Source organism: Streptomyces caeruleatus, assembly GCF_001514235.1.
Classification (GTDB): Bacteria; Actinomycetota; Actinomycetes; order Streptomycetales; family Streptomycetaceae; genus Streptomyces; species Streptomyces caeruleatus.
In genome coordinates, this window is the sequence record NZ_KQ948932.1 from 102,393 (window position 1) to 127,607 (window position 25,215).

Consider the following 25,215-nt stretch of genomic DNA (forward strand, 5'->3'; position numbering starts at 1 on the left):
CGGGTGGAGGGTGGCGGGGATCAGCCCTCCGCCACCACCACCGCCGACGCCACCCCGGCGTCATGGCTCAGCGACACGTGCCAGGACCGGACGCCCAGTTCGGCCGCCTTCGCCGCCACCGTCCCCGTCACCCGCAGCCGGGGCCGGCCGCTGTCCTCGACGAAGACCTCGGCGTCCGTCCAGAGCAGGCCCGCGGGCGCGCCCAGCGCCTTCGCGAGGGCCTCCTTCGCGGCGAAACGGGCGGCCAGCGAGGCACTGCCCCGGCGTTCGCCCGTGGGCAGCAGCAACTCACTTTGCAGGAACAGGCGTTCGGCCAGCCCGGGGGTGCGCTTCAGCGCCGCCTCGAACCTGTCGATCTCCGCCACGTCGATACCGACCCCGATGATGCTCATGCCTAGCACCCTATGGCGCGCTCGAAAACGCTCCCTAAAGAGTGACCCCGCCGCGCGGCGCCTCCCGCACCGCGGGTTCCGCACGCTTCCCTGTCCGCATGATCAGCGGACGTATCGCAAGCCGGAGCATCGCCTTGCTGCTCGCCGGCGCCGCCGTGCTGCCCGTCGGCAGTGCCTCGGCCGACGACCCCGAACCCCCGGCTTCCGGACCGCAGGCCGAACTCGTGCCCGGCGTCCCCCTCAGCACGCTCCCGCTCTGGGCGACCGACACGCCCGACCAGGCCCTGCCGCCGAAGGTGTACGAGCCCACCGCCGAGGAGGACGCCGTAGAGCCGCCGAAGGCGAAGAAGGGGACGGACGAACTCGTGGAGTACGTCGACCCCTGGGACGTCCTCGACGAGCCCAAGTGCAGCGAGCAGACGGGTCCCCGTCAGCGGGAGGTCGAGGCGTGGCTGAAGCGGGAGGCGGACGGGAAGCAGTCGCCCGACGACTGCCGGGCCATCCGCACCTTCCAGACCAAGCACAAGATCAAGCCCGCCATCGGCTTCGCCGGGCCCGTGACCTGGGCCACCATGCAGCTCGACGCCGCCCGCAAGGACCCCAACGCGGCCGGGAAGTGCCCGGTGCGGGCGTACCGGGTCGCCTGCGTCGACCTCGACCGGCAGCTGGCCTGGGTGCAGCAGGGCAAGAAGGTCGTGTACGGGCCCGTGCACATCCGCAGCGGCCGCAAGGGATACGGCACCCGGGTCGGCTGGCACCGCGTCTACTGGCGGCACAAGAACCATGTGTCGTCGCTCTACCACAGCCCCATGCCCTACTCCCAGTTCTTCAGCGGCGGCCAGGCCTTCCACGGTGTCTACGCCACCCTCTTCACCCCCGTCGGCTCCATGGGCTGCGTCAACATGCGCCTGGAGGACGCGCGGAAACTGTGGGGCCTGCTGAAGCAGAACGACCGGGTGTACGTGTGGGGGCACCGCTCGGAGCCGTAGACCCGGCAGCCACGGGCCGGGTCCAGGCTCGGCGGCGTTGTCGGTGCCCTCTGAGACACTGGGGGCGCCATGACAGAAACAGCAGCCTTGCGGACCGCGCCCCTGCGGGCCCGCGCCGAGATCGATCTGGCCGCCCTGCGGGCCAATGTGCGGACCCTGCGCGCCCATGCGCCGGGCGCGGCCCTGATGGCCGTCGTGAAGTCGGACGCGTACGGCCACGGGGCGCTCCCGTGTGCCCGCGCCGCGATCGAGGGCGGGGCCCGGTGGCTGGGTACGGCCACGCCCGAGGAGGCCCTCGTGCTGCGGGCCGCCGGGCTGGACGGCGTCCGCATCATGTGCTGGCTGTGGACGCCGGGCGGGCCCTGGCGGGAGGCCATCGAGGCCGACCTGGACGTCTCCGTCAGCGGGATGTGGGCCCTGCGCGAGGTCACCGAGGCCGCCCGGCAGGCCGGCGCCCCCGCGCGCGTACAGCTCAAGGCCGACACCGGTCTCGGGCGCAACGGCTGCCAGCCGGGTGACGACTGGGCCGAGCTGGTCCGCGAGACCCTGCGCGCCGAGGCCGACGGGCTGCTCCGGATCACCGGGCTCTGGTCGCACTTCGCCTGCGCCGACGAGCCCGGACATCCGTCCATCGCCGCCCAGCTCTCCCGCTTCCGCGAGATGGTGGCGTACGCCGAGGCGCAGGGCGCGCGGCCCGAGGTGCGGCACATCGCCAACTCGCCCGCCACCCTCACCGTCCCGGACAGCCACTTCGACCTGGTGCGCACCGGCATCGCGACCTACGGCATCTCGCCCAGCCCCGAGCTCGGCAGCTCCGCCGACTTCGGACTGCGGCCCGTGATGACCCTCTCGGCGTCCCTCGCACTGGTGAAACACGTCCCGGGCGGCCACGGCGTCAGCTACGGCCATCGATACGTCACCCCGGGCGAGACCACCCTCGGCCTGATCCCCCTCGGCTACGCCGACGGCATCCCGCGGCACGCCTCCGGCGCCGGCCCCGTCCTGGTCGGCGGCAAGTGGCGGACGGTAGCGGGGCGGATCGCGATGGACCAGTTCGTGGTCGACCTGGGCGGGGACGAGCCCGAGGCCGGGGCGGAAGCCGTGCTGTTCGGGACCGGCGAACACGGCGAGCCCACCGCCGAGGACTGGGCGCAGGCCGCCGGGACCATCGCGTACGAAATCGTCACCCGGATCGGAACGCGCGTTCCACGCGTCTATAGGAATGCGTCCCTGTGACGCGGCCTGCCGACAGGCCCAGGATGCGGCCGATGGACGCGTCCATGTGACGCGTTCGTGGGCATGCGGCTATGTGAATGAGGAACGAGACGGGTAACCCGTAGCGGAACATCGCAACCGAACACCGGCACCATCCACCACCCACGTCACACCAGCACCACCCGACCCAGCGAAGAGGAGCGGTACGTGAGCGAGAGCAGCGCGGAGGTCGTCGCGGCCGTCGCCTCCGCCACGGGGGCGGCCGCGAACTGGCGCAGGGCGACCGGATTCGCCGGTGCGGCGATAGGCGTGATCGCGGCCGGGGCGGCCGCCGGCGTCGCCATAGAGCGGATGACCGTCGGCCGGGGCATGCGGGCCAAGGCCCGCCTCGCCCTCGACTCCGCGGGACCGTACGGCTCGCTGCGCGGCATGCCCGGCAAGGCCTACGGCGACGACGGCACCGAGCTGTACTACGAGGTCGACGACATCGACCCCGATGCCGCTCCCGCCCTCACACCGCGCCGGCGTCGGCTCTTCGGCCGCAAGGCTCCCGCCCCCGTCACCGTCGTCTTCAGCCACGGCTACTGCCTCAGCCAGGACTCCTGGCACTTCCAGCGCGCCGCGCTGCGGGGCGTCGTGCGCACCGTGCACTGGGACCAGCGCAGCCACGGCCGGTCCGGCCGGGGTGTCGCCCAGACGGAGCAGGGCACCCACGTCGACATCGAGCAGCTCGGCCGTGACCTGAAGGCCGTCATCGACGCGGCCGCGCCCGAGGGACCGCTCGTGCTGGTCGGGCACTCCATGGGCGGCATGACCGTCATGGCGCTGGCCGACCAGTACCCGGAGCTGATCCGTGACCGGGTCGTCGCCACCGCCTTCGTCGGTACGTCGTCCGGGAAGCTCGGCGAGGTCAACTTCGGGCTGCCCGTCGCGGGAGTGAACGCGGTGCGGCGGGTGCTGCCGGGCGTGCTCAGGGCGCTGGGGCAGCGGGCCGAGCTGGTGGAGAAGGGGCGCCGGGCCACGGCCGACCTGTTCGCCGGGATCATCAAGCGGTACTCGTTCTCGTCCCGGGACGTCGACCCGGCGGTCGCCCGGTTCGCCGAGCGGATGATCGAGGGGACGCCGATCGACGTGGTCGCGGAGTTCTACCCGGCCTTCTCCGACCACGACAAGACCGAGGCGCTCGCCCTCTTCACGGACATGCCGGTGCTCGTGCTGGCCGGTGTGGGGGACCTCGTCACGCCCAGCGAGCACAGCGAGGCCATCGCCGACCTGCTGCCGGACGCCGAGCTGGTCCTGGTGCCGGACGCCGGGCACCTGGTGATGCTGGAGCACCCGGAGGTCGTCACCGACCGTATGGCCGACCTGCTCACCCGGGCGGGTGCCGTGCCGGCAGGGGCTACCGTAAGTGGCTATGGAAGCACCAGCAGCACCGCACAACGCGGGTGATCTAGAGCTCACCGTCACCTCTCCCGACCAGATGCGGGAGCTGGGCCGCCGACTCGCCAAGCTGCTGCGCGCCGGCGATCTCGTGATGCTGAGCGGGGAGCTCGGCGCGGGCAAGACGACGCTGACGCGCGGGCTCGGCGAGGGGCTGGGGGTCCGGGGTGCGGTCACCTCGCCGACCTTCGTGATCGCCCGGGTCCACCCGTCCCTCGGCGACGGTCCGCCGCTCGTCCACGTCGACGCGTATCGCCTGGCCGGCGGGCTGGACGAGATGGAGGACCTCGACCTCGACGTCTCGCTGCCGGAGTCGGTGATCGTCGTGGAGTGGGGCGAGGGGAAGGTCGAGGAGCTGACCGAGGAGCGGTTGCAGCTCGTGATCCACCGGGCCGTGGGCGACACGACCGACGAGGTGCGGCATGTGACGGTGACGGGGCTGGGGGAGCGGTGGGGCTCCGTGGACCTGAGCGTGCTGTCCGCCTGAACCGGGGCTGAACCGGGTGCAGTGCGTTCCGACAAGGTGTCGGCAAAATATTGCGTTCGCGGTCGCGTGCGTGGTCACATGGTATCCAGCTCGTAGTTAGGTGTGCCTAACTACTCCGCCCCCGGCTCCCAGGAGGCGTCCATGTCGGCTTCGGAGAACAAGGTTCCGCAGGGTTCCCAGGTGGTCGCCGGGGTGTCCATGCGGGATCTGTTGGCGGCGGGGGTGGCGGCGAAGGTGATTTCGACGCCGCCGCGGCGCTCCGCTGGGTGTGCCGTGAGGCCGTCCGTTGTCTGCGGGTCCGCTGTGGCTGGTCGCGCCCACGCGGCGGAGCCGCACATTGATACAGCCCCGCGCCCCTAAGGACGTTGCTGAACCGCGACCGAATCCGTAGCCGCTTCTCAGGGGATCACTACCACCGTTCGGCCGATCGTCGCGAAGTCCCACATGGCGTTGCCGTCCGCCCGGGATTCGCGGATGCCGCCCGTCTTCGCCGTCGGGTTGTTGGGCCGGGGGGACGAACCGTCGGCGGGGGCGCTGAAGCCGACGGTGGTGTTCTCCACGGTGGCGAAGCGGACGACGTGTTCGACGGGGAGGCCGTCGGTGCCGGTGACCGTGTTGGAGCGGGACGTGACGGTGTAGGTGCCCGGTGGCGGGTCGACCGTTCCGGGGGTCACGCGGAACGTGCGCTTGACCTTCTCGCCCGGGTCGACCAGCCAGACCCGGTCGCGGCCCATGGCGTACACGACCCGCTGACCGGCGCCGGAACCGGCGGGCAGCGCGCCCGGCTTCCTGTCGTGGGGCGCCTTGGAGGTGCTCGCCTCGGGTGAGCGGGCGGCGTGCGGCGCCCGCAGGTCGGCCGGGACGGTCGCCGAGGCCTGGAAGGCGAGGAAGCCGACGGTCGCCAGGGCCGCCACGGTGAGCCCCGCGACGATCGAGGAGCTGCTGCTTGCCACCGTCACCACCTCAGCGTTCGTGTCGTACGTCGGGTTCGAGCCGACCGTAGCAGCCGTCAAGCGGCCGACCGGGGCGGCGCTTCTGGGGGCGCGGGCGCCGTAGGCTGTTTGCGTGCTCTTGCTCGCTCTGGATACCGCCACCCCCGCCGTCACCGTCGCGCTGCACGACGGCACGGACGTCATCGCCTCGTCGAGCCAGGTGGACGCGCGCCGGCACGGCGAGCTGCTGCTGCCGGCCGTCGACCGCGTGCTCGCCGAGGCCGGACTCAAACTCGACGCCGTCACCGGCATCGTCGTGGGCATCGGACCCGGCCCGTACACCGGGCTGCGCGTCGGACTCATGACCGCCGACACCTTCGGGCTGGCCCTCGGCGTCCCCGTGCACGGCGTGTGCACGCTGGACGGTCTCGCGTACGCCACCGACATCGAGACGGGCCCCTTCGTCGTGGCGACCGACGCCCGGCGCAAGGAGGTCTACTGGGCCCGGTACGCCGACTCCCGTACCCGGCTGACCGACCCGGCCGTCGACCGGCCCGCCGACATCGCCGACCAGGTCGCGGGCCTGCCCGCCGTCGGCGCGGGCGCGCTGCTGTACCCCGACACCTTCCCCGGCGCCCACGCGCCCGAGCACGTGTCGGCGGCGGCCCTCGCGGCGCTGGCCGCCGAGAGACTGACGGCCGGCGAGGAACTCCCCGCGCCCCGGCCGCTGTACCTGCGCCGCCCCGACGCGCAGGTCCCCAAGAACTACAAGGTGGTCACCCCCAAGTGACAGGACAGCCGACCGGACCGCGGACCGGGCCGCCCGTGACTCCTGCGCTGCGCGAGATGCGCTGGTGGGACATCGACGCCGTACTGGGTCTCGAGAAGGCCCTGTTCCCCGAGGACGCCTGGTCCCGGGGGATGTTCTGGTCCGAGCTGGCCCACGCGCGGGGGCCCGGCGCGACCCGGCACTACGTCGTCGCCGAGGACGGCGAACGGCTCGTCGGATACGCCGGGCTCGCCTCCTCCGGCGATCTGGCCGACGTCCAGACCATCGCCGTCGCCCGCGACCAGTGGGGCACCGGCCTCGGTGGTCGGCTCCTCACCGAACTGCTGCGGGCCGCCACCGCCTTCGAGTGCGCCGAAGTGATGCTGGAGTGCCGGGTGGACAACGTCCGCGCGCAGAAGCTGTACGAGCGCTTCGGCTTCGAGGCCATCGGCTTCCGGCGCGGCTACTACCAGCCGGGGAACGTGGACGCCCTGGTGATGCGACTGAACACGAAATCCGGCAGCGGCTCCGCCGCGGGTTCACCTTCCGTACAAGGAACCGAGATCAATGACTGACTCACGGGACGAGCCGCTCGTCCTCGGCATCGAGACCTCCTGCGACGAGACCGGCGTCGGCATCGTCCGTGGCACCACGCTGCTCGCCGACGCCATCGCCTCCAGCGTCGACGAGCACGCCCGCTTCGGCGGCGTCGTGCCGGAGGTCGCCTCCCGGGCGCACCTGGAGGCCATGGTCCCGACGATCGACCGCGCGCTGAAGGAGGCGGGTGTCTCCGCCCGCGACCTGGACGGCATCGCGGTGACCGCAGGTCCCGGGCTCGCGGGCGCGCTGCTGGTCGGCGTCTCGGCGGCGAAGGCGTACGCCTACGCGCTGGGCAAGCCGCTCTACGGCGTCAACCACCTCGCCTCCCACATCTGCGTGGACCAGCTGGAGCACGGGGCGCTGCCGGAGCCGACGATGGCGCTGCTGGTGTCCGGCGGGCACAGCTCCCTGCTGCTGTCGTCGGACATCACCTCCGACGTCCGCCCGATGGGCGCGACCATCGACGACGCGGCCGGCGAGGCCTTCGACAAGATCGCCCGGGTGCTGAACCTGGGCTTCCCGGGCGGCCCGGTCATCGACCGGTACGCGCGCGAGGGCGACCCGGCGGCCATCGCCTTCCCGCGCGGTCTGACCGGCCCGCGCGACCCGGCGTACGACTTCTCCTTCTCCGGTCTGAAGACGGCGGTCGCCCGCTGGATCGAGGCCAAGCGGGCGGCGGGTGAGGAGGTGCCGGTGCGGGACGTCTCCGCTTCCTTCCAGGAGGCGGTCGTGGACGTGCTGACCCGCAAGGCCGTCCGTGCCTGCAAGGACGAGGGCGTCGACCACCTGATGATCGGCGGCGGCGTGGCGGCCAACTCCCGGCTGCGGGCCCTGGCCCAGGAGCGCTGCGAGGCGGCCGGCATCCGGCTGCGGGTGCCCCGGCCGAAGCTGTGCACGGACAACGGGGCGATGGTGGCGGCGCTGGGCGCGGAGATGGTGGCGCGGAACCGGCCGGCGTCCAGCTGGGACCTGTCGGCGGACTCCTCGCTGCCGGTGACGGACCCTCATGTGCCCGGGCATGACCACAGCCACGACCATGTGCACGAGGTCAGCAAGGAGAACCTGTACTCGTGACGGTCGCGCTGATGTGGGAGGCGCGCGCGGTTGCGGGGCGCGGGGAGGAACTGCTGGCGTGGGCACGGGCGCAGGAGCTGGCCGTGGCGCCGCTGCGCCGGGAGACCTTCCGGGCGCCGCAGGACCGGGTCCTCGTCATCACGTGGTGGGACGCGGAGTTCGACGCCGAGCTGCCCGAACTTCCCGAGCCGGACGCGGAGTTGGCGCAGCGGGCCGTGCATCGGTGGCGGTTCGAGCCGGTGGGGCCCCAGTTGCCTCAAGAGGCGTGAGGCGAGTTCAGCTTTCCGGCATTCGGAATTCACCCTTCCTTCCCAGGATCCCCTTACTTTGACGTGTCCATAACGGGATCTTGAACCGGCTTTCGCCGGACGGGGGAGGGGCCGTGACGGTTCGTCGTGCGCGTGGCCGCAGGGGGTCTGGTAGATCCGTCGCGTTCGTCGCGACAGGTGTGGGGATCGCTGTGACGGTCGGCCTCCTGCCGTCGTCCTGGGGCGGTCCGCAGGCCGCCGCGGTGACGCGGGCCGTGAGCGGCCAGTCGTCCGACGCCGGGGAAGCGGCCGTCGCCGACACCGAGGCAGAGGCGTTCGCCGACACCGAGGCAGAGGCGTTCGCGCGGGCCGCGCGCCTGGGCAGGAACGTCGAGATCCTCGCGCTGCGCGGCGAGAGCACCGACGTCTTCGCCACCCCCGACGGCGACCTTGAGTCCCGTGAGTACCTGCGTCCGGTGCGGACCCGGATCGACGGGGCCTGGCGGGCGATCGACACCGACCTCGCCGCGGTGACCGGCGGCGCCGGCAAGGGGATGGTCGCGCCGAAGGCGGCCTCCGTGGGGCTGGCGTTCTCCGGTGGCGGCGCGGGGCCGCTCGTGCGGCTGGAACGTGCCGGTCGGACCCTGGAGTTGTCGTGGCCGGGCACCGTGCCGGCGCCTCGTCTGGACGGCGACACGGCCACGTACCCCGACATCCTGCCGGACGTCGACCTCCGACTGGCAGCCCGGCCCGAGGGCTTCACCCAGCTCCTCGTCGTCAAGTCGGCCGAGGCGGCCGGCAGCGGGGAACTCGCCGAGCTGCGGCTCAGGCTGGGGACCGAGGGGCTCGTGACGCGGGAGACCGCGAACGGGGGTCTGGCCGCGGTCGACGAGGGCTCGGGCGGGGTCGTGTTCGAGGCGCCCCGGCCCGTGATGTGGGACTCCAGCACCCAGGAACCGCAGCCGTCGTCGGACACCCGGGCCGGGACGGGCGTACAGCCGGCGTCGTTCTCGGCTGCCGAGGCCGACGACAGCACCGCGGCCGGCGACATCACCCAGGCCGCCGGCGGCACGGACGCCTCCGGGGCCGAGCCCACCGCCGCCGACGCCGGCCGGGTCGAGCCCATCGGCGTCGACCTCCCCGCGGGCGGGGACGAACTCGTCCTCACCCCGGACAAGGAGCTGCTCACCGGGTCCGACACCGTCTACCCGGTCTTCATCGACCCGCAGTGGTACACGCCGAAGGCCACCTCGTGGACCATGGCCTCGCGGTACTGGGCGAGTTCACCGCAGTGGAAGTTCAACGGTGACTCGGACGCCGGGCTCGGGTTCTGCGGCTGGAGCTACTGCCAGCCGCAGGACGTGAAGCGGCTCTTCTACCAGATCCCGACCACCAAGTTCGCGGGCCGCAGCATCCTGTCCGCCGAGTTCGTCGTACGCAACACCTGGTCGTCGTCCTGTGAGGCACGCGAGGTGCAGCTCTGGCGCACCAAGGCGATCAACTCCTCCACCACCTGGAACACCCAGGACGACTCGGGCTTCTGGATCGACCACCTGCGCAGCCGCAGCTTCGCCTACGGCTACGACGGCTGTGCCGCCGCCGACGCGGAGTTCGACGTGAAGGACGCCGTGGCGATGGCGGCGGCGAAGAAGTGGCCGCAGATCACCTTCGGCATGCGGGCCAGCGCCTCCGGCGAGGGCGACCGCTACAGCTGGAAGCGGTTCTCCGACGACGCGTTCCTGCGCGTCCGCTACAACCGTCCGCCGCCGCGGATCTCCACCTCGCAGCTCACCATGGACCCCGGCGGCACCTGCGAGCCGAACGACACCCGGGTGCGGGTGCGCTCCCGGGCGACCGTCCGCGCCAACAACGTCAGCGACCCGGACAAGGACCGGATCCAGGTGCAGTTCCGGGCGCTGTGGGACAACGGCGACGGCTGGAAGCAGCACTGGATCTCGGCGAAGAGCACGGACAAGGCGTCCGGTTCGGACTTCTCCATCCAGTTGCCGACCACCATCCCGCAGAACAAGACCGTCGGCTGGCAGGCCCGTGCCTGGGACGGCGGCCAGTGGTCCGCCTGGAGCTCCCAGAACGCGCACAGCTGTCACTTCGTCTACGACACCACCGTGCCCGTCGGCCCGTCGATCGCCTCGTCGCAGTACCCGGCCTCCGACCCCGCCGACCCGAACGACCCCTGGTGGGACGGCGTCGGCCGGTACGGCACCTTCACCATCGACACCTCCTCCGGTGACGTCACCAAGTACTGGTTCGGCGTCAACGGCTCGCCCACCAGCGCCCACACGCTGACCACCTCCGGCGGCGGCGCCAAGACGATGAAGTTCATGCCGACCAAGCCCGGCGTCAACTTCATCACCGCCAAGGCCTTCGACGCCGCCGGCAACGGCTCCGAGACCCGCACCTACTACTTCCGCGTCCGCTCCGGCCAGCCCGACCGGCTGTCCTGGCAGATGGACGAGAGCACGGGTGCCACCGAGGTCACCGGCTCGGGCGGCGAGTGGCCCGCCCAGCTGTACGCGGGCGCCAAGCCCGGCGCCGAGGGCGTGAGCGGCAACGGTCTCGAACTCGACGGCACCGACGACTACGCGGCCAGTGACTCCCCGGTCCTCAACACCGCCAAGAGCTTCGCGGTGTCGGTGTGGGCGAAGCTGCCCGCCGACCCGACCGGCGCACCCGTCGCCGTCGCCCAGGCCGGCTCCAGCACCAGCGGCTACGAGATCTACTACTCGACGGCGCTCGGCGGCTGGGTCTTCCTGCGGCACACCACCGACGCGTCCGGCACCGGTGTGGCGAGGGCCGTGCAGCCCGCCTGCGCGAGCGGGGACACCGCCTGCCAGTCGGCCCGCGTCAACACCTGGACCCATCTGGTCGCCGCCTTCAACTACCCCAGCCAGCAGCTGAAGCTGTACGTGAACGGCGCCCTCGTCGCCACCGCCCCGTACACCACCACCCCGTGGGACGCCCGCGGCCGCACGATCCTCGGCGCCGCCTCCCACTACGGGACCGTGGAGGGGTTCTTCAAGGGCTCCCTCGACGAGGCGCAGTTCTTCGACTACCAGATCACCGACTCCCAGGTGACCCAGCTGTACAACAAGGTGCCGGTGAGCAGCGCGCGTCCGGCCAAGCTGGTCTTCCCGCTGGACGAGACCGCTGAGGCCGTCGCCCTGACCGGCCGCGCCCAGCAGGCCCCGGCCCAGCTCAAGGGCGGCGCCACCGCAGGGGTCGCCGGGGTCAACAACCGGGCGGTCGAGTTCGACGGCGTCGACGACCACGCGACCACCGGCCGCCCGATCATGGACACCGCGCAGAGCTTCGCGGTCTCCGCCTGGGTGAAGCTGCCCAAGGACAAGGAGGCCAAGGCGATGACGGCGGTCGCCCAGGCCGGCACCGTCAACCCGGGCTTCGAGCTGTACCACTCCACCGCGCTCGGCGGCTGGGTCTTCATCCGGGAACAGAGCGACACGGCCGACTCCACGGTCGTCCGCGTCACCGAGTCCGCCTGCCCGGCGAACACCAACTGCGCCGCGGCCCGGCTCGGCGAGTGGAACCACGTCGTCGCCGTCCAGGACGTCGACGCGGGCAAGATCCTGCTGTACGTCAACGGCGTCCTGGAGGGCACGGCCGCCTTCACCACCCCGTGGCTGGCCGTCGGCCAGGTCACCCTCGGCGGCACCCGCAAGGCCGACGGCACCCTGGGCAGCCCGCTCAAGGGCGCCATGGACGACGTACGCCTCTACGACCGGGCCGTCTCCGACGACGAGGTGAAGCAGCTGTTCAGGCAGCGGCCGCTGGTCAAGAGCCGCTGGAAGTTCGAGACCGCGTCCACCGCCACCCCGCCGGTCACCCCGGACGCCGGCCCCGCCGCCGCGGGCCTGAGCCTGCACAACGGCGCAGCGCTCGGCTCCGGCTGGGTCGACGGCGGCCTCACCCTCGACGGCGTCAACGACTACGCCGCCACCGCGAGCGGCACGGTGCCCCTCGACACCACCGCCAGCTTCACCGTGAGTGCCTTCGCACAGGCCTCGGCCCGGCCCACCGGCCAGGTCGCCCTGCTCAGCGCGCCCGGCACGAACAAGGACGCCTTCTCCGTCCGCTACATCCCGAGCAGCACTCCGGACACCAACGGCGGCCGCTGGCGGATCACCACCGCCGACGCCGACAAGACCGACGCCACGTCGGCCGAGGTGGAGAACGGGCAGTTCTACGGCCCCGAGGACTGGACCCATCTGGCGCTGGTCTACGACGGGTTCGCGCACGAGCTGCGGCTGTACGTCAACGGCGAGCTGGAGGAGGTCGCCTGCCAGGACGCCGACGACGACGGCGAGCCCGACGTCAGCGGCTGCGCCGAGCAGGTGTCGTACGCCGAGAACGTGCTCACCTTCAAGGCCGTCCAGTCGCTGCAGCTCGGCCGCGACCGGGCCGGCGCCTACTTCCCCGGCTCCCTCTCGGACGTCTGGACCTTCCAGGGCGCCCTCGACGACGCACAGATCGGGCACCTGTCGCTCGGTATGCCGGGCACGGCCACCACCGTGCCGGGTCACAGCTGATCGCCCACTCCGGGACCGAAGGACGAGGATGAACGGTAGATTCCGCACGCCTGCGCGTGCCCTGCGCCGCCGTGTCGCCCTGGCCTCGGCGGCGGTCATGGTCGGCACGCTGCTCCAGGCTGTGGCCCAGCCCGCGAGCGTCGCCGCCGACCGCGGCACCGGCCGCCCCGGCCTGCCCGGGTCGGAACAGCCGGTCGAGGTCACGCCGGTCAAGGTCACACCGCGGCCGGTGACGAAGGGGCCCCGTACCCCGAAGGAGAAGCCGAGGGCGAGCTGGCCCGAGGCGGGTTCGGCGACAGTGGAGTTGGCCGGGGGCGGCCCCTCGGGTGTCGTACGGGCGAAGGGGCTGCCACTCGCGGTCGGCGGTACCCAGCGGGCCAACGGGGCACAGGGACTCAGAGGGGCTCGGGGAACTCAAGGCGAGGTCAAGGCCCGGCTGTTCGACCGTGCGGCGGCCCGTCGGGCGGGCACGGGCGGGCTGCTGTTCAGCCTCCAGTCCGGCCGGAAGCAGTCGGTCCGCACGCGCGTCGACTACGCGTCCTTCGCCGGGGCCTTCGGCGGCGGATACGCCGACCGCATGCGCCTCGTCGAGCTGCCCGCCTGCGCGCTGACCACCCCGGACCGGGCCGGGTGCCGTACCGCCAAGCCGATCGAGACCGTCAACGACACCGAGCGGCAGACCCTCACCGCGCCGAAGGTCGCCCTGAGCGGCTCCGGCGCCACCGTCCTCGCGGCCGTCGCCGACGAGGCGGGCATGGGCGGCGACTACAAGGCGACCCCGCTGTCGCCGTCCGCGCAGTGGAGCACGAACCTCAACACCGGTGACTTCTCCTGGTCGTACCAGATGGGTGTGCCGGACGTGCCGGGCGGGCTGACGCCGAGCGTCGGCATGTCCTACTCCTCCGGTTCGATCGACGGGCGCACCGGCAACACCAACAACCAGGGCTCCTGGCTCGGTGACGGCTTCGACCTGTGGCCCGGGTTCATCGAGCGCCGCTACAAGTCCTGCGGCGCCGACGACGGGGTGGAGAACGCGGACGGCGGCAAGCCCGGAGACCTGTGCTGGGCCTACGACAACGCGTTCATCTCCTTCAACGGCAAGGGCGGCGAGCTGGTTCCCGACGGCACCGACGCCTTCCGGCTGAAGAACGACGACGGCACCAAGGTCCAGCGGATCCACGGCACCGCCTCCGACGTGCGGTCCAACGGCGCCCGCGACGACGAGTACTGGAAGGTCACCACCCCGGACGGCGTCCAGTACTACTTCGGCTACAACCGGCTGCCCGGCTGGGCGAGCGGCGACGAGACCACCGACTCCGCCTGGACGGCCCCCGTCTTCGGCGACGACACGGGCGAGCCCTGCCACGCCTCGACCTTCGCGAGCTCCTCCTGCGACCAGGGCTGGCGCTGGAACCTCGACTACGTCGTCGACCCGCACGGCAACGCCCTCGCGTACTACTACGACAAGGAGTGGAACTCCTACGGCCGCAACCTCAAGGACACCGACGACACCCGCTATGTGCGCGGCGGTTTCCTCGACCGGATCGAGTACGGCCTGCGCAAAACCTCGATGTACTCGGCGCAGCCGCTCGCCAAGGTCGACTTCACCAGCGGCGAGCGGTGCCTCCCGGACGCCGACACCACCTGCACCGACATCGGCAAGGACGCCTTCTCCTGGTACGACACCCCCTGGGACCTGAACTGCGACGAGGGCGCCACCTGCGACCAGGGCCGGCTGTCCCCGGTGTTCTTCACCCGCAAGCGGCTCACCTCGGTCAAGACACAGGTGCTGAAGTCCGGCGCCTACACGGACGTCGACTCCTGGAAACTGACCCACCGCTGGGGCATGGCCGACACCGACTACCAGCTGCTGCTGGAGTCCGTGCAGCGCACCGGCCACAGCGCGAGCCCGGCCGTCACCCTGCCGAAGACGTCCTTCTCCTACGTCCAGCTCGCCAACCGGCTCGACCGGACCGGTGACGGCTTCGCCCCGTTCGTCAAGGAGCGCCTGGCCACCGTCGCCGACGAGGCGGGCGGACAGATCGACGTCGGCTATTCGGCGCCCGTCTGCTCCTTCGACGCCCTGCCGACGCCGCAGACCAACACCACGCGCTGCTTCCCGCAGTACATCGGCGGCAGCGCGACGGACGACCCGGACCTGCACTGGTTCAACAAGTACGTCACCTCCGCGGTCACCCTCACCGACCGCACCGGCGGCGCGCCCGACCAGGTCACCGCGTACGAGTACCTGGACGGCGCGGCCTGGCACTACGACGACGATGACGGGCTGACCAAGGAGAAGGAGAAGACCTGGTCGCAGTGGCGGGGCTACGGCCACGTCCGGGTGCGGACCGGTGGTCAGGGCGGCGCGGCCGCGATGCGCTCGCAGAGCGACAGCTACTTCCTGCGCGGCATGCACGGCGACCGCGAGACGCCGGGCGGCGGCACGAAGAGCGTCAGCGTCCCGCTGGGCGCGGGCGAGGGCGACGCGATCGGCGACCACGAGTCGGCGGCCGGCTTCGAGTACCGGACGGTCGACTTCTCCGGCCCCGGCGGCTCGGTGCTGTCCAAGACCGTCCGCCGGCCCTGGCACCACGAGACCGCGAAGCGGGTCCGCGACTGGGGCACGATCACGGCCAACCTCACGGGCACGGCCGAGAGCAGGACCTGGACGTCGCTGGACGGCGGGGCGGGCGACCGATGGCGCACGACCACGACCGCGAACTCCTTCGACACGACGGCCGGCCGGATCACCCGGACCGACGACCGCGGTGACGACGCCACCAGCGCCGACGACAAGTGCACCCGCACGTCCTACCCGGCGTCCGGCGCGATCCTCACCCTGCCGTCCCGCGCCGAGACGGTCGCCAAGGCCTGCGACGCCACCACCGACCGCGCCAAGGACGTCATCTCCGACGTCCGCACCGCCTACGACGGCCTCGGCTACGACGCCGCCCCCACCCAGGGCGACGCCACGCGCACCGCGATGCTCAAGTCCCACGACGGCACCACGGCCACCTACACGGAGACCGGCGCCGGCTACGACACCTACGGCCGCAAGCTCACCGCCAACGACCTGAGCGGCACGGTGACGGTCAAGTCCGGCACGCTCACGCGGACCGCGCGCGACGACGGCCGCACCACCACAACCGCGTACACCCCGACGACCGGCTTCCCGGCCTCGGCCAAGGTCACCACCCCGCCGGTCACCCCGGGCGACAGCACCACCGCGCAGTCCACGACCACGACCAACGACCCGGCACGCGGCGTACCGCTGACGGTCACCGACACCAACGGCAAGGTCACCGACTTCGCCTACGACGCGCTGGGCCGCAAGACCAAGGTGTGGCTCGCCGACCGGCACACGGGCGACGTCCCGACGTACGAGTACACCTACACGGTCACCGAGGGCCGGCCGGTCGTCGTCGGGACGAAGAGCATCGGCAACAACGGCGCCCAGATCAGCGCGTACGTCCTCTACGACGGCTTCCTGCGCCCCCGCCAGACCCAGGACCCCGGGCCCGACGGCGGACGGCTGCTCACCGACACCTTCTACGACGAACGCGGCCTGACGGCGAAGGAGTTCCTCTCCTACTACGACACGGCCAGGCCCACCACGACGCTGGTCGCACCGCAGGACGCGCTGGACGTCGAGACCCAGAACCGGTACGCGTACGACGGCCTGGGCCGGCAGACCGAGTTCCGGCAGATCGCGGGCAACGGCGACGGCGGCACGGTCCTCAACACGACGCGGACGATCTACGGCGGCGACCGCACGACGGTCGTCCCGCCGGTCGGCGGCACCGCCACCACCACCCTGACGGACGCCCGCGGTCAGACCACCGAGCTGCGCCAGCACCACACGCGGGCCGCCGAAGCGGCGTACGACACCACGAAGTACGGCTTCTCGCCGAGCGGCAACCTGACGAAGGTCACCGACGCGGCGGGCAACGAGTGGAGCTACCAGTACGACCTGCTCGGCCACATGGGCCGGTCCGAGGACCCGGACAAGGGCACGGTGGAGTACTTCTACGACGACCGGGGCCTGCTGAAGTCCACCCTCGACGCCCGGAACAACACGCTCGCCTACGGCTACGACGGCATCGGGCGCAAGACCGAGACGCGGTCCGGGTCCGCGACGGGCGCCCTGCGCGCCAAGTGGACGTACGACACGGTCAGCGGGGCGAAGGGCTACCTCGCCGAGTCGACCCGGTACGTCGACGGGCAGGCCTACACCTCGAAGGTCGTGGCCTACGACCGGCTCTACCGGCCGCTGCGCACCTCCGTGACCATCCCGGCCACCGAGGCGAACAACGGCCTGAGCGGCACCTACCTGTCGACCACCTCGTACGACGTGTCCGGCCTGGTCGCCGGCGTGGGCCTGCCCAAGGCCGGCTCGCTGGCCGCGTCCTCCGTGGTCTACGCGTACGAGGACGACACACTGCGGCCGATCACCGTGGACGGCCGCGAGGGCATCCGCTCCTCGGTGCGCTACAGCCTCACGGGCAAGCCGCTGCAGTACGAACTGTCCAACGCGGGCGGCAGGAAGGCCTGGGTCACCAACGAGTACGAGCCGGGCACCCAGCGCCTGTCGTACACCCGCGTCGACCGCCAGGACGTCGCCGGCGTCGACCAGGCGTCCACGTTCCGCTACGACGAGGCCGGCAACGTCCTGTCCGTCTCGGACACCTCACGCGCCGGCACGGACACCCAGTGCTTCGGCTACGACCATCTGCGCCGCATGACGCAGGCGTGGACCCAGCCGACGGCCGCCTGTGCCCCGGCGCCCACGGCGTCCGTGCTCGGCGGACCGGCGCCGTACTGGCAGTCGTACACCTACGACAAGATCGGCAACCGGCGTACCGAGGTCCAGCACGATGTCACGGGTGACACGGCCAAGGACGTCAGGAGCACCTACGACTATCCGGTGCCGGGTGCCGGGGTGGTCCGCCCGCACGCCCTGAAGGCGGTCACCCGCACCGGCGGCGGTGTCACGGCGGGCGACAGCTTCACCTACGACGCCACGGGCAACACGGACGTCCGCACCCTGGGCAGCGGCACCACCCAGGACCTGGACTACGACGCCGAGGGCCGGCTGACGAAGGTGACCGAGCCCGTGGAGGGCGGCTCGCCGAAGGTCACCGAGTACGTCTACGACGCCGACGGCAACCGGCTCGTCGGCCGCACCCCGACCGAGACCACCCTCTACCTGGGCAGCACCGAGATCACGGTCGCCAAGGGCACGACGGCCCCGAAGGCCACCCGCTACATCGACGTCGGCGGCGGCCACACGGCGGTCCAGTCCGACGACGGCAAGGTCTCCTTCACCACCGCCGACCACCAGGGCACCGCACTGCTGGCCATCGACGCGGCGACACAGCAGCTCAGCCACCGCCGGGTGCTGCCCTTCGGCGGCGACCGCGGCACCGCGCCCGCCTCCTGGCCCGGCACGAAGGGCTTCGTCGGCGGAACGCGGGACACGGCCACGGGGCTGACCCACCTGGGCGCCCGCGAGTACGACCCGGCGACGGGCCGCTTCCTCTCGGTCGACCCGGTGCTGGACCTGACCGACCCGCAGCAGATCAACGGCTACGCCTACAGCGACAACAACCCGGTGACGTTCTCCGACCCGACCGGCCTGTGGTGCGACAGCTGCAACGACGGCAAGGGCTGGCCCACCGTCGACGGCTACGAGGACGACGAGCCCTCGAAGGGCCACACGGGCAGCGGCGGCACCGGCAACGGCAACGGCGGGAACAGCCAGTCGCCCTCCCAGACCGTCAACGTCACACAGAAGGACGACGAGGTCTGGATCGAGGACGTCAGGGTGCCCAGCGCCATCGAGCTGGAGTACATGTTCCCGCTCGTCGCCGAGAACGAGCGCGTCGAGAAGTGGGCCAAGCGCAAGTGCTTCGCCCAGGACGGCAACACGGCCTCGTTCTGCGGCGCCGCCGAGGCGCTCGGGCTGCTCAACTACGAGCAGACCCTGTTCGACAAGGTCGTGGTCGCCCTCGTCGCCCCGGACTTCGACGCCTGGAAGAGCTGCCTGGGCGGCGACAGCGTCAAGGCCTGCGGCTCGGCGGCGCTGGATCTGCCGTGGGCGCGGGTGCTCAAGGGGGTGAAGGTCCTCAGGGCGTCCGACGAACTCGCGGACGCGGGCAAGGTCGCCGAGAAGTGCAACAGCTTCGTCCCGGGCACCGAGGTCCTCATGGCGGACGGCACCACGAAGCCCATCGAGGACGTCCGGATCGGCGACGAGATCCTCGCGACGGATCCGGAGACCGGCCGTACCACGGTCAAGGAGGTCACCGCCGAGATCATCGGCGAGGGTCTCAAGGACCTCGTGGACATCACGCTCACGGTCGACGGCCGGGCAGTCCACGTGACGGCCACGGCAGGCCACCCGTTCTGGGTCCCGGGGCTCGCCGACTGGATCGACGCCGGTGACCTGAAGGCCGGCCAGGACCTGCGCACCGCCGCCGGGAACAGCGTCCGGATCACCGCGGTCCGGCACGGCAAGCGGTTCGCGGCCGTGCGCAACCTCACCGTCGCCGATCTCCACACGTACTATGTGCTGGCGGGCGACACCCCGGTCCTCGTGCACAACACCAGCTGCACGAAGCCGGTGAACCTTCCGAGTTGGCGGAAGGTGAGCATCGACATGGAGCACGTTCTCGATCGGCACACCGCCGCCGGAAAGACCTACAAGCAGAGCGGGATCAAGACCAAGTTCCCGGACTACATGTCGGCCGGAGAAATCGAGAAGACCATCAAGCAGGCCTACCGCTCCGCTTCGACGGCCGGACCCTCGCAGGGTGCGCGCGTGTTCCTCCGGGGCCGGGCGAACGGCCTCGACATCGAGATGTGGGTGAACCGGGAGACCCGCACGGTGGAAACTGCGTACCCGGTATGGCGGTGAGGGATGTCCTTCGAGGTGCGGTTCGACGCCGGATCGCTCGAGCAGGCCAGGTCGGGTGCGATCTGGGGAGGTGTCTGGGTCGAACTCTCGGGCGTCGCCTTTCCGGAGTCCGGCTGGAACGACATGCCGGTGGCGTTCGTCGTCGAGTTCCTCGACGCGGTCCAGGACGTCCGCGCGGCATCCGGCAGACGCAGGACGGTGCGGTTCTTCGACGGGCCCTACTGGGTCGACCTGACGAACCGCGACGGCGAATCGATCGAACTGTCCGTCAACGCGGCCGTCCCGGGCGGCACGGCGGTCGCCTCGGCCGAGGAACTGCTGCGGTCCCTGAACGCCGTCGGTGACGCCCTTCTCGAAGCGTGCCGGGCGCACGGCTGGGGCGACCAGCCCGACTTCAGGAGGCTCCAAGCGCTGCGCGCCTGAATCCGGAGCCCGAATCCGGAGCCCGAATCCGGAGCCTGAAGCCGAAGCGTGAGTCCGAGGCCCACCAGCCGGTGCTGGTGGGCCTCCCCCCGTCCCGGGGCGCGGGCGTCAGCCCGCTTCCGACACCACGGCCTCACACCGGAGCCGCCGTTCGGTCCCCAACTCCCGTACCGGCCCGGTGAGTTCCAGTCGCGCCGTGTGCCGGACCTCCGCGCTGGACGCCGCCAACCGCAGCTCCAGCACCCCCGGTTCGACCACCCTGCGCCCCGCGCGGTCGCTGAACGACGACAGGTCGGCGTGGAAGCGGAAGGTGATCCGCATCGCCTCGCCCGGGGCCAGTTCCACGCGCTGGTAGCCGATCAGCCGGACGTCCGGCCGGGTCACGGAGGCCACCGGGTCGTGGAGATACAGCTGGACCACCTCCGCCCCGGCGCGGTCGCCGCTGTTGCGGACGGTGAGGGAGAGGTCGTATGTGCCGTCCGTGGTGATCCGCGAGGCCGTTCCCCGGAAGTCGTCCCAGGTGAAGTCGGTGTAGGTCCGCCCGTGTCCGAACGCGTACAGCGGCGTCGGATCCAGGTTGCTGACCTCGCCCGCGAGGCCCAGCGGCGGCTGGAGATACGTCCAGGGCTGGCCTCCCGGCACCCGAGGCACGCTCACCGGCAGCCGCCCCGACGGGTTCACCCGGCCTGACAGCACCCCCGCCACCGCCGGCCCGCCCTCCTCGCCGGGGAAGTAGGCCTGGACGACCGCCGCCAGCCGGCCCTGCCAGCGGCCCAGCGCGTACGGGCGGCCGGTGAGCAGGACCAGGACGACCGGGACGCCGGTCGCCACCAGGGCGTCCAGCAGATCGGCCTGTACGCCCGGCAGCCGCAGGTCCGTCACGTCGCAGCCCTCACCCGAGGTGCCCCGCCCGAACAGCCCGGCGCGGTCGCCCAGCACCGCCAGGCACACGTCCGCCTCCGACGCCCGCGCCACCGCCTCCTCGAAGCCCGCCGTGTCCGGGTCCACGACCCCGCAGCCCTCCGCGAACGTCACCTTGGCGTCGGGGAGTTCGGCGCGCAGTGCCTCCAGGACCGTCGGGATCTCGATGCCCATCGGCACCTCGGGGTGGTGCGTGAGGACGTGGGAGGGGAAGGAGTAGCAGCCCAGCATCGCCAGGGCGTCGGCCGCGCGGGGTCCGACGACCGCGACGCGGGCGTCCGGCGGCAGCGGCAGCACGCCGTCCGGGTTGTCCAGCAGCACCACCGACTCCTCGGCCACGCGCCGGGCCAGCGCCCGGTTCGCGGGGGAGTCCAGGTCGATGCGGGACGCCTTCGGCTCCGGGGCCCAGTCCTCGTCCAGGAGGCCCAGCTCGCACTTCTGGAGCAGGACCCGACGCGCCGCCCGGTCCACCAGTTCCTCGGGTACGTCCCCCGCCCGTACCGCGTCCGCCAGCGGCTTCCCGTAGCACTTCACCGTCGGCAGCTCCACGTCGACGCCGGCCGTCAGCGCCACGTGCGCCGCCTCGCCCGGGCCGCCCGCCACCCGGTGCAGCGTCTGGAGGAAGCCGATGCCGAAGTAGTCGGCGACCACCGTGCCCGTGAAGCCCCACCGCTCCCGCAGGAGCTCCGTCAGCAGCCCCGGGTCCGCCGACGCCGGCACCCCGTCCGTCTCGTTGTACGCCGCCATCACCGACCGCGCCCCGCCCTCGCGCAGCGCCATCTCGAACGGGGGGAGGGTCACGTCCGCGAGCTCCCGGACGCCCGCCCGCACCGGCGCGAGATTGCGGGCGCCCGCCGAGGACGCGTACCCGGCGAAGTGCTTCAACGTCGCGACCACCCCGGCCGACTCCAGGCCCCGCACGTACGCCGTGCCGATCGTGCCGACCAGGTACGGGTCCTCGCCGACGGTCTCCTCGACCCGGCCCCAGCGCGGATCGCGTACGACGTCCAGGACCGGCGCCAGACCCTGGTGGACGCCCACCGAGCGCAGGTCCTCGCCGATGCGGCGGGCCATCTCCTCGACGAGCGGGGGGTCGAAGGTGGCCCCCCACGCCAGCGGGACCGGATAGGCGGTGGCCTGCCAGGCCGTGAACCCCGCCAGGCACTCCTCGTGGGCGACGGCCGGGATGCCGAAGCGGCCCGCGGCGGCGATCCGGCGCTGGGCGCGGGCCAGCGCCTGCGCGCCCAGCGCCGGGTCCACGGGGGCGGTGCCGAAGGAGCGGGTGAGCTGGCCGAGGCCGTGGGTGATCAGCTCGTCCCATTCGTCGTCGGAGCGGTCGGCGGTCATGTCGTGCTGGTGCGGGGCGACGCCCTCGCCGTCCGTGGCGGCGCCCACCCACACGCCGTACAGCTGGGCGGTCTTCTCCTGGAGGGTCATCCGGGAGAGGAGGTCGTCGACGCGGGCGGCGGCGGGCAGGGCGGGGTCGCGCCAGGGGGCGGTGGTCATGAAACTCCTGTCGGGGCGATGGCCCACTCGCGAATGTTTCGTTGTTCACCTCGAATGTTCCGGGAACCTAGGCGCGGTGAGAAGGGTTCGTCAAGAGGTCGTGCAGGGATACGATCGCCGCCATGACACCCTCGGAGCCCGCCGAAACCCGGACGACAACGCGTGAAACCCGGACGACATCACCGTCCTCCGGCCGGTCCACGCAGACAGCGACGCTCGCCGAGATCGCCCGCGAGGCCGGCGTCTCCGCGCCGACTGTTTCGAAGGTCCTCAACGGACGAGCCGACGTCGCCCCGGCCACCCGCAGCCGGGTCGAGGAACTGCTGCGCGCCCACGGCTACCGCCGACGACGGGCCGAGGCCAGCCGCTCCCCCCTCATCGACCTGGTCTTCCACGAGCTGGAGAGCGCCTGGGCGATGGAGGTCATCCGGGGCGTGGAGAACGTCGCCCGGGACGCCGGGCTGAGTGTCGTGCTCAGCGAGAGCGCCGGGCGGCTGACCCCGGGGCGCACCTGGGCCGACCAGGTCGCCGCGCGCCGCCCGCACGGCGTGATCCTCGTGCTGTCCGGCCTCGACGAGTCCCAGCGCGCCCTGCTGACCAGCCGGTCCATCCCGTTCGTGGTGATGGACCCGGCGGGCGACCCGGGCGCCGACGTGCCGTCCATCGGGGCGACGAACTGGCAGGGCGGACTCGCCGCCACCCGGCACCTGGTCGACCTCGGGCACCGCAGGATCGGCGCGATCACCGGGCCGTCCCGGATGATGTGCAGCCGCGCCCGCATCGACGGCTACCGCGCCGCCCTGGAGACGGCCGGACTCCCGGTCGACCCCGACCTGATCCGGCCCGGCGACTTCCACCACGAGACCGGCTACCGGCAGGGCCTGGAGCTGCTGCGCCGCCCGGACCGGCCGACCGCCGTCTTCGCCGGGAACGACCTCCAGGCGCTCGGGCTGTACGAGGCCGCGCGCGAGCTGGGGCTGCGGATCCCGGAGGACCTCAGCGTGGTCGGCTTCGACGATCTGCCGATCGCGCGCTGGGTGGGGCCGCCGCTGACGACCGTCCGGCAGCCGCTGACGGAGATGGCGGAGGCCGCGGCGAAGCTGGTCCTCGACCTGGCACGGGAGGCGGGGACACCGGCGGCCACGCGGGTGGAGCTGGCGACCAGCCTGGTCGTGCGCAGCAGTACGGGGGCGCCTCCGGCGGTTTAGCAGGAGAAGCCTGTTGCTGTATTGACGGGTGTTTCGTGGCGCCCCACACTGCACCGAAGCCAGTCGGTTGTTCGACCGAAACTTTCGGAGGCACCCGCAATGAGATCTCTGAGAACCACTCTGAGAACCACTCTGAGAACAGGCTTACCCCTCGGGGCACTTCTCACCGGCGTCGCGACGATCGGGGCCCTTCTGCTCACGGCGCCCGCGGCGCACGCCGCCGAGACACCGCTGCGCGACTTGGCCGCCGCCAAGGGCAAGGTCATCGGCACCGCCGTCACCGGCTCCAAGCTCACCGGCACCTACGGCGACATCGCGGGCAGCGAGTTCAACGCGCTGACCCCCGGCAACGCCATGAAGTGGGGCTCGGTCGAGCCGACGCGCGGCTCCTTCAACTGGGCCGAGGCCGACCAGATCGTCGACTTCGCCGAGGCGCACGGCCAGCAGGTGCGCGGCCACACCCTGGTCTGGCACAGCCAGAACCCGAGCTGGCTGACGAACGGCAGCTGGACGTCCGCCGAGCTGAGCCAGTTGATGAACGACCACATCGCGCTGGAGGTCGGCCGCTACAAGGGCCGGCTGGCCACCTGGGACGTGGTGAACGAGGCCTTCAACGAGGACGGCACCTACCGCCAGACCCTCTGGTACAACGGCCTCGGCGCCGACTACATCGCCCAGGCCCTGACCGCGGCCCGCGCCGCCGACCCGAGCGCCAAGCTGTACATCAACGACTACAACGTCGAGGGCGTCAACGCGAAGAGCACGGCGCTGTACAACCTGGTCAAGTCCCTCAAGGAGCGCGGCGTCCCGATCGACGGCGTCGGACTCCAGGCCCATCTGATCCTCGGCCAGGTGCCGTCGACCATGCAGCAGAACATCCAGCGGTTCGCCGATCTCGGCGTCGACGTGGCGATCACCGAGCTGGACATCCGTATGCAACTGCCCTCGGACAGCGCCAAGCTGACCCAGCAGGCCGCCGACTACAAGGCCGTCATGAACGCCTGCCTCGCCGTGTCCCGGTGCGTCGGCGCCACGGTGTGGGGCTTCACCGACTCCGACTCCTGGGTCCCGTCCACCTTCCCCGGGCAGGGCGCGGCGACGCCGTACGACGAGAACTACGCGCCGAAACCGGCCTACCACGCCATCGCCGAGTCGCTGGGCGGCGGCACGACCACCCCGCCGCCCACGGACGCGTGCACGGCCGCCTACAGCGTCACCAGCCAGTGGAACACCGGCTTCACCGGGCAGGTCCGGATCGCCTGCTCGGGGGCGGCGCTGTCGTCCTGGAAGGCGAGCTGGACCTTCGGCGCGGGCCAGCAGCTCACCCAGGCCTGGAACGCGAGTTGTACGCAGTCGGGGGCGACTGTCACCTGTTCCAACGCCTCGTACAACGGGACGGTTCCCGACGGCGGTTCGGTCACCTTCGGCTTCAACGGGTCGTGGAGCGGGAGCAATCCGGTGCCGGCCGTGACGCTGGGCTGAGGCAGAGCAGACAGGACGGGGAAATCTGAGAATTTCCGAAGAAAT

At 71.8% G+C, this 25,215-nt stretch carries 16 protein-coding genes; 13 read left to right on the plus strand and 3 right to left on the minus strand.

The annotated features are described in order from the left end of the window. Positions 1-20: 20 nt before the first annotated feature. Positions 21-392: a holo-ACP synthase gene (locus AQJ67_RS26360; RefSeq protein ID WP_062721780.1), complete on the minus strand. Its 372-nt coding sequence runs from the start codon at positions 390-392 to the stop codon at positions 21-23. Positions 393-490: 98 nt separating this feature from the next. On the opposite strand from AQJ67_RS26360, the gene AQJ67_RS26365 reads away from it, so the two are divergent. The 4 genes from AQJ67_RS26365 to tsaE all read left to right on the plus strand — a co-directional run bounded on the left by AQJ67_RS26365 (position 491) and on the right by tsaE (position 4,523). After that, positions 491-1,381, plus strand: a complete 891-nt coding sequence (locus tag AQJ67_RS26365) for a L,D-transpeptidase family protein (RefSeq protein WP_062722052.1) — start codon at positions 491-493, stop codon at positions 1,379-1,381. Between the two features lie 69 nt (positions 1,382-1,450). Then, positions 1,451-2,617: an alanine racemase gene (alr, locus tag AQJ67_RS26370; RefSeq protein ID WP_062721781.1), complete on the plus strand. Its 1,167-nt coding sequence runs from the start codon at positions 1,451-1,453 to the stop codon at positions 2,615-2,617. A gap of 186 nt (positions 2,618-2,803) precedes the next feature. Continuing rightward, positions 2,804-4,045 carry an alpha/beta fold hydrolase gene (locus tag AQJ67_RS26375; RefSeq protein ID WP_062721782.1) on the plus strand — a complete coding sequence of 414 codons (1,242 nt, stop codon included), beginning with the start codon at positions 2,804-2,806 and terminating at the stop codon, positions 4,043-4,045. Continuing rightward, a complete protein-coding gene (gene tsaE / locus AQJ67_RS26380) occupies positions 4,011-4,523 on the plus strand; it encodes a tRNA (adenosine(37)-N6)-threonylcarbamoyltransferase complex ATPase subunit type 1 TsaE (protein WP_062721783.1) in 513 nt (170 codons plus the stop codon). The genes AQJ67_RS26375 and tsaE overlap by 35 nt, the downstream gene beginning before the upstream one ends. Positions 4,524-4,921: 398 nt before the next feature. On the opposite strand, the gene AQJ67_RS26385 is transcribed toward tsaE, so the two are convergent. After that, positions 4,922-5,476 carry a L,D-transpeptidase gene (locus tag AQJ67_RS26385; RefSeq protein WP_062722053.1) on the minus strand — a complete coding sequence of 185 codons (555 nt, stop codon included), beginning with the start codon at positions 5,474-5,476 and terminating at the stop codon, positions 4,922-4,924. A 112-nt stretch (positions 5,477-5,588) separates the two neighbouring features. On the opposite strand from AQJ67_RS26385, the gene tsaB reads away from it, so the two are divergent. From tsaB to AQJ67_RS26420, 7 genes are all read left to right on the plus strand, one after another. Further along, positions 5,589-6,245 (plus strand): tRNA (adenosine(37)-N6)-threonylcarbamoyltransferase complex dimerization subunit type 1 TsaB, encoded by a 657-nt coding sequence (gene tsaB / locus AQJ67_RS26390; protein ID WP_062721784.1) that lies wholly within the window; start codon positions 5,589-5,591, stop codon positions 6,243-6,245. Positions 6,246-6,301: 56 nt separating this feature from the next. Continuing rightward, positions 6,302-6,799, plus strand: coding sequence for a ribosomal protein S18-alanine N-acetyltransferase (gene rimI, locus AQJ67_RS26395; protein ID WP_062721785.1), 498 nt, complete (start codon positions 6,302-6,304; stop codon positions 6,797-6,799). Next, positions 6,792-7,898 carry a tRNA (adenosine(37)-N6)-threonylcarbamoyltransferase complex transferase subunit TsaD gene (gene tsaD / locus AQJ67_RS26400; RefSeq protein WP_062721786.1) on the plus strand — a complete coding sequence of 369 codons (1,107 nt, stop codon included), beginning with the start codon at positions 6,792-6,794 and terminating at the stop codon, positions 7,896-7,898. The genes rimI and tsaD overlap by 8 nt, the downstream gene beginning before the upstream one ends. Continuing rightward, on the plus strand, positions 7,895-8,167 hold the full coding sequence (locus tag AQJ67_RS26405) for a hypothetical protein (protein WP_062721787.1): 273 nt from the start codon (positions 7,895-7,897) through the stop codon (positions 8,165-8,167). The genes tsaD and AQJ67_RS26405 overlap by 4 nt, the downstream gene beginning before the upstream one ends. A gap of 191 nt (positions 8,168-8,358) precedes the next feature. Continuing rightward, positions 8,359-12,711: a LamG domain-containing protein gene (locus tag AQJ67_RS26410; protein ID WP_244190607.1), complete on the plus strand. Its 4,353-nt coding sequence runs from the start codon at positions 8,359-8,361 to the stop codon at positions 12,709-12,711. 28 nt (positions 12,712-12,739) lie between these two features. After that, positions 12,740-19,630 carry a polymorphic toxin-type HINT domain-containing protein gene (locus AQJ67_RS26415; RefSeq protein WP_079056182.1) on the plus strand — a complete coding sequence of 2,297 codons (6,891 nt, stop codon included), beginning with the start codon at positions 12,740-12,742 and terminating at the stop codon, positions 19,628-19,630. Positions 19,631-19,633: 3 nt separating this feature from the next. Continuing rightward, positions 19,634-20,053, plus strand: a complete 420-nt coding sequence (locus tag AQJ67_RS26420; RefSeq protein ID WP_062721788.1) for a hypothetical protein — start codon at positions 19,634-19,636, stop codon at positions 20,051-20,053. A gap of 108 nt (positions 20,054-20,161) precedes the next feature. Here AQJ67_RS26420 and AQJ67_RS26425 read toward each other — a convergent pair whose 3' ends face one another. Continuing rightward, positions 20,162-22,480 carry a beta-xylosidase/alpha-l-arabinosidase gene (locus AQJ67_RS26425; protein WP_062721789.1) on the minus strand — a complete coding sequence of 773 codons (2,319 nt, stop codon included), beginning with the start codon at positions 22,478-22,480 and terminating at the stop codon, positions 20,162-20,164. A 122-nt stretch (positions 22,481-22,602) separates the two neighbouring features. Here AQJ67_RS26425 and AQJ67_RS26430 point away from each other — a divergent pair, with 122 nt between their 5' ends. Together AQJ67_RS26430 and AQJ67_RS26435 are read left to right on the plus strand one after the other, a co-directional pair. Further along, a complete protein-coding gene (locus tag AQJ67_RS26430) occupies positions 22,603-23,688 on the plus strand; it encodes a LacI family DNA-binding transcriptional regulator (protein ID WP_062721790.1) in 1,086 nt (361 codons plus the stop codon). Positions 23,689-23,787: 99 nt separating this feature from the next. Continuing rightward, a complete protein-coding gene (locus AQJ67_RS26435; RefSeq protein WP_062721791.1) occupies positions 23,788-25,170 on the plus strand; it encodes a glycoside hydrolase family 10 protein in 1,383 nt (460 codons plus the stop codon). The last annotated feature ends 45 nt before the right edge of the window (positions 25,171-25,215 follow it).

Coding starts and splice junctions, on each gene's coding strand:
- AQJ67_RS26360 (WP_062721780.1), bottom strand. CDS start 392: ATGAGCATCATCGGGGTCGGTATCGACGTGGCGGAGATCGACAGGTTC.
- AQJ67_RS26365 (WP_062722052.1), top strand. CDS start 491: ATGATCAGCGGACGTATCGCAAGCCGGAGCATCGCCTTGCTGCTCGCC.
- alr (WP_062721781.1), top strand. CDS start 1,451: ATGACAGAAACAGCAGCCTTGCGGACCGCGCCCCTGCGGGCCCGCGCC.
- tsaE (WP_062721783.1), top strand. CDS start 4,011: ATGGAAGCACCAGCAGCACCGCACAACGCGGGTGATCTAGAGCTCACC.
- rimI (WP_062721785.1), top strand. CDS start 6,302: ATGCGCTGGTGGGACATCGACGCCGTACTGGGTCTCGAGAAGGCCCTG.
- tsaD (WP_062721786.1), top strand. CDS start 6,792: ATGACTGACTCACGGGACGAGCCGCTCGTCCTCGGCATCGAGACCTCC.
- AQJ67_RS26415 (WP_079056182.1), top strand. CDS start 12,740: ATGAACGGTAGATTCCGCACGCCTGCGCGTGCCCTGCGCCGCCGTGTC.
- AQJ67_RS26420 (WP_062721788.1), top strand. CDS start 19,634: ATGTCCTTCGAGGTGCGGTTCGACGCCGGATCGCTCGAGCAGGCCAGG.
- AQJ67_RS26425 (WP_062721789.1), bottom strand. CDS start 22,480: ATGACCACCGCCCCCTGGCGCGACCCCGCCCTGCCCGCCGCCGCCCGC.
- AQJ67_RS26430 (WP_062721790.1), top strand. CDS start 22,603: ATGACACCCTCGGAGCCCGCCGAAACCCGGACGACAACGCGTGAAACC.
- AQJ67_RS26435 (WP_062721791.1), top strand. CDS start 23,788: ATGAGATCTCTGAGAACCACTCTGAGAACCACTCTGAGAACAGGCTTA.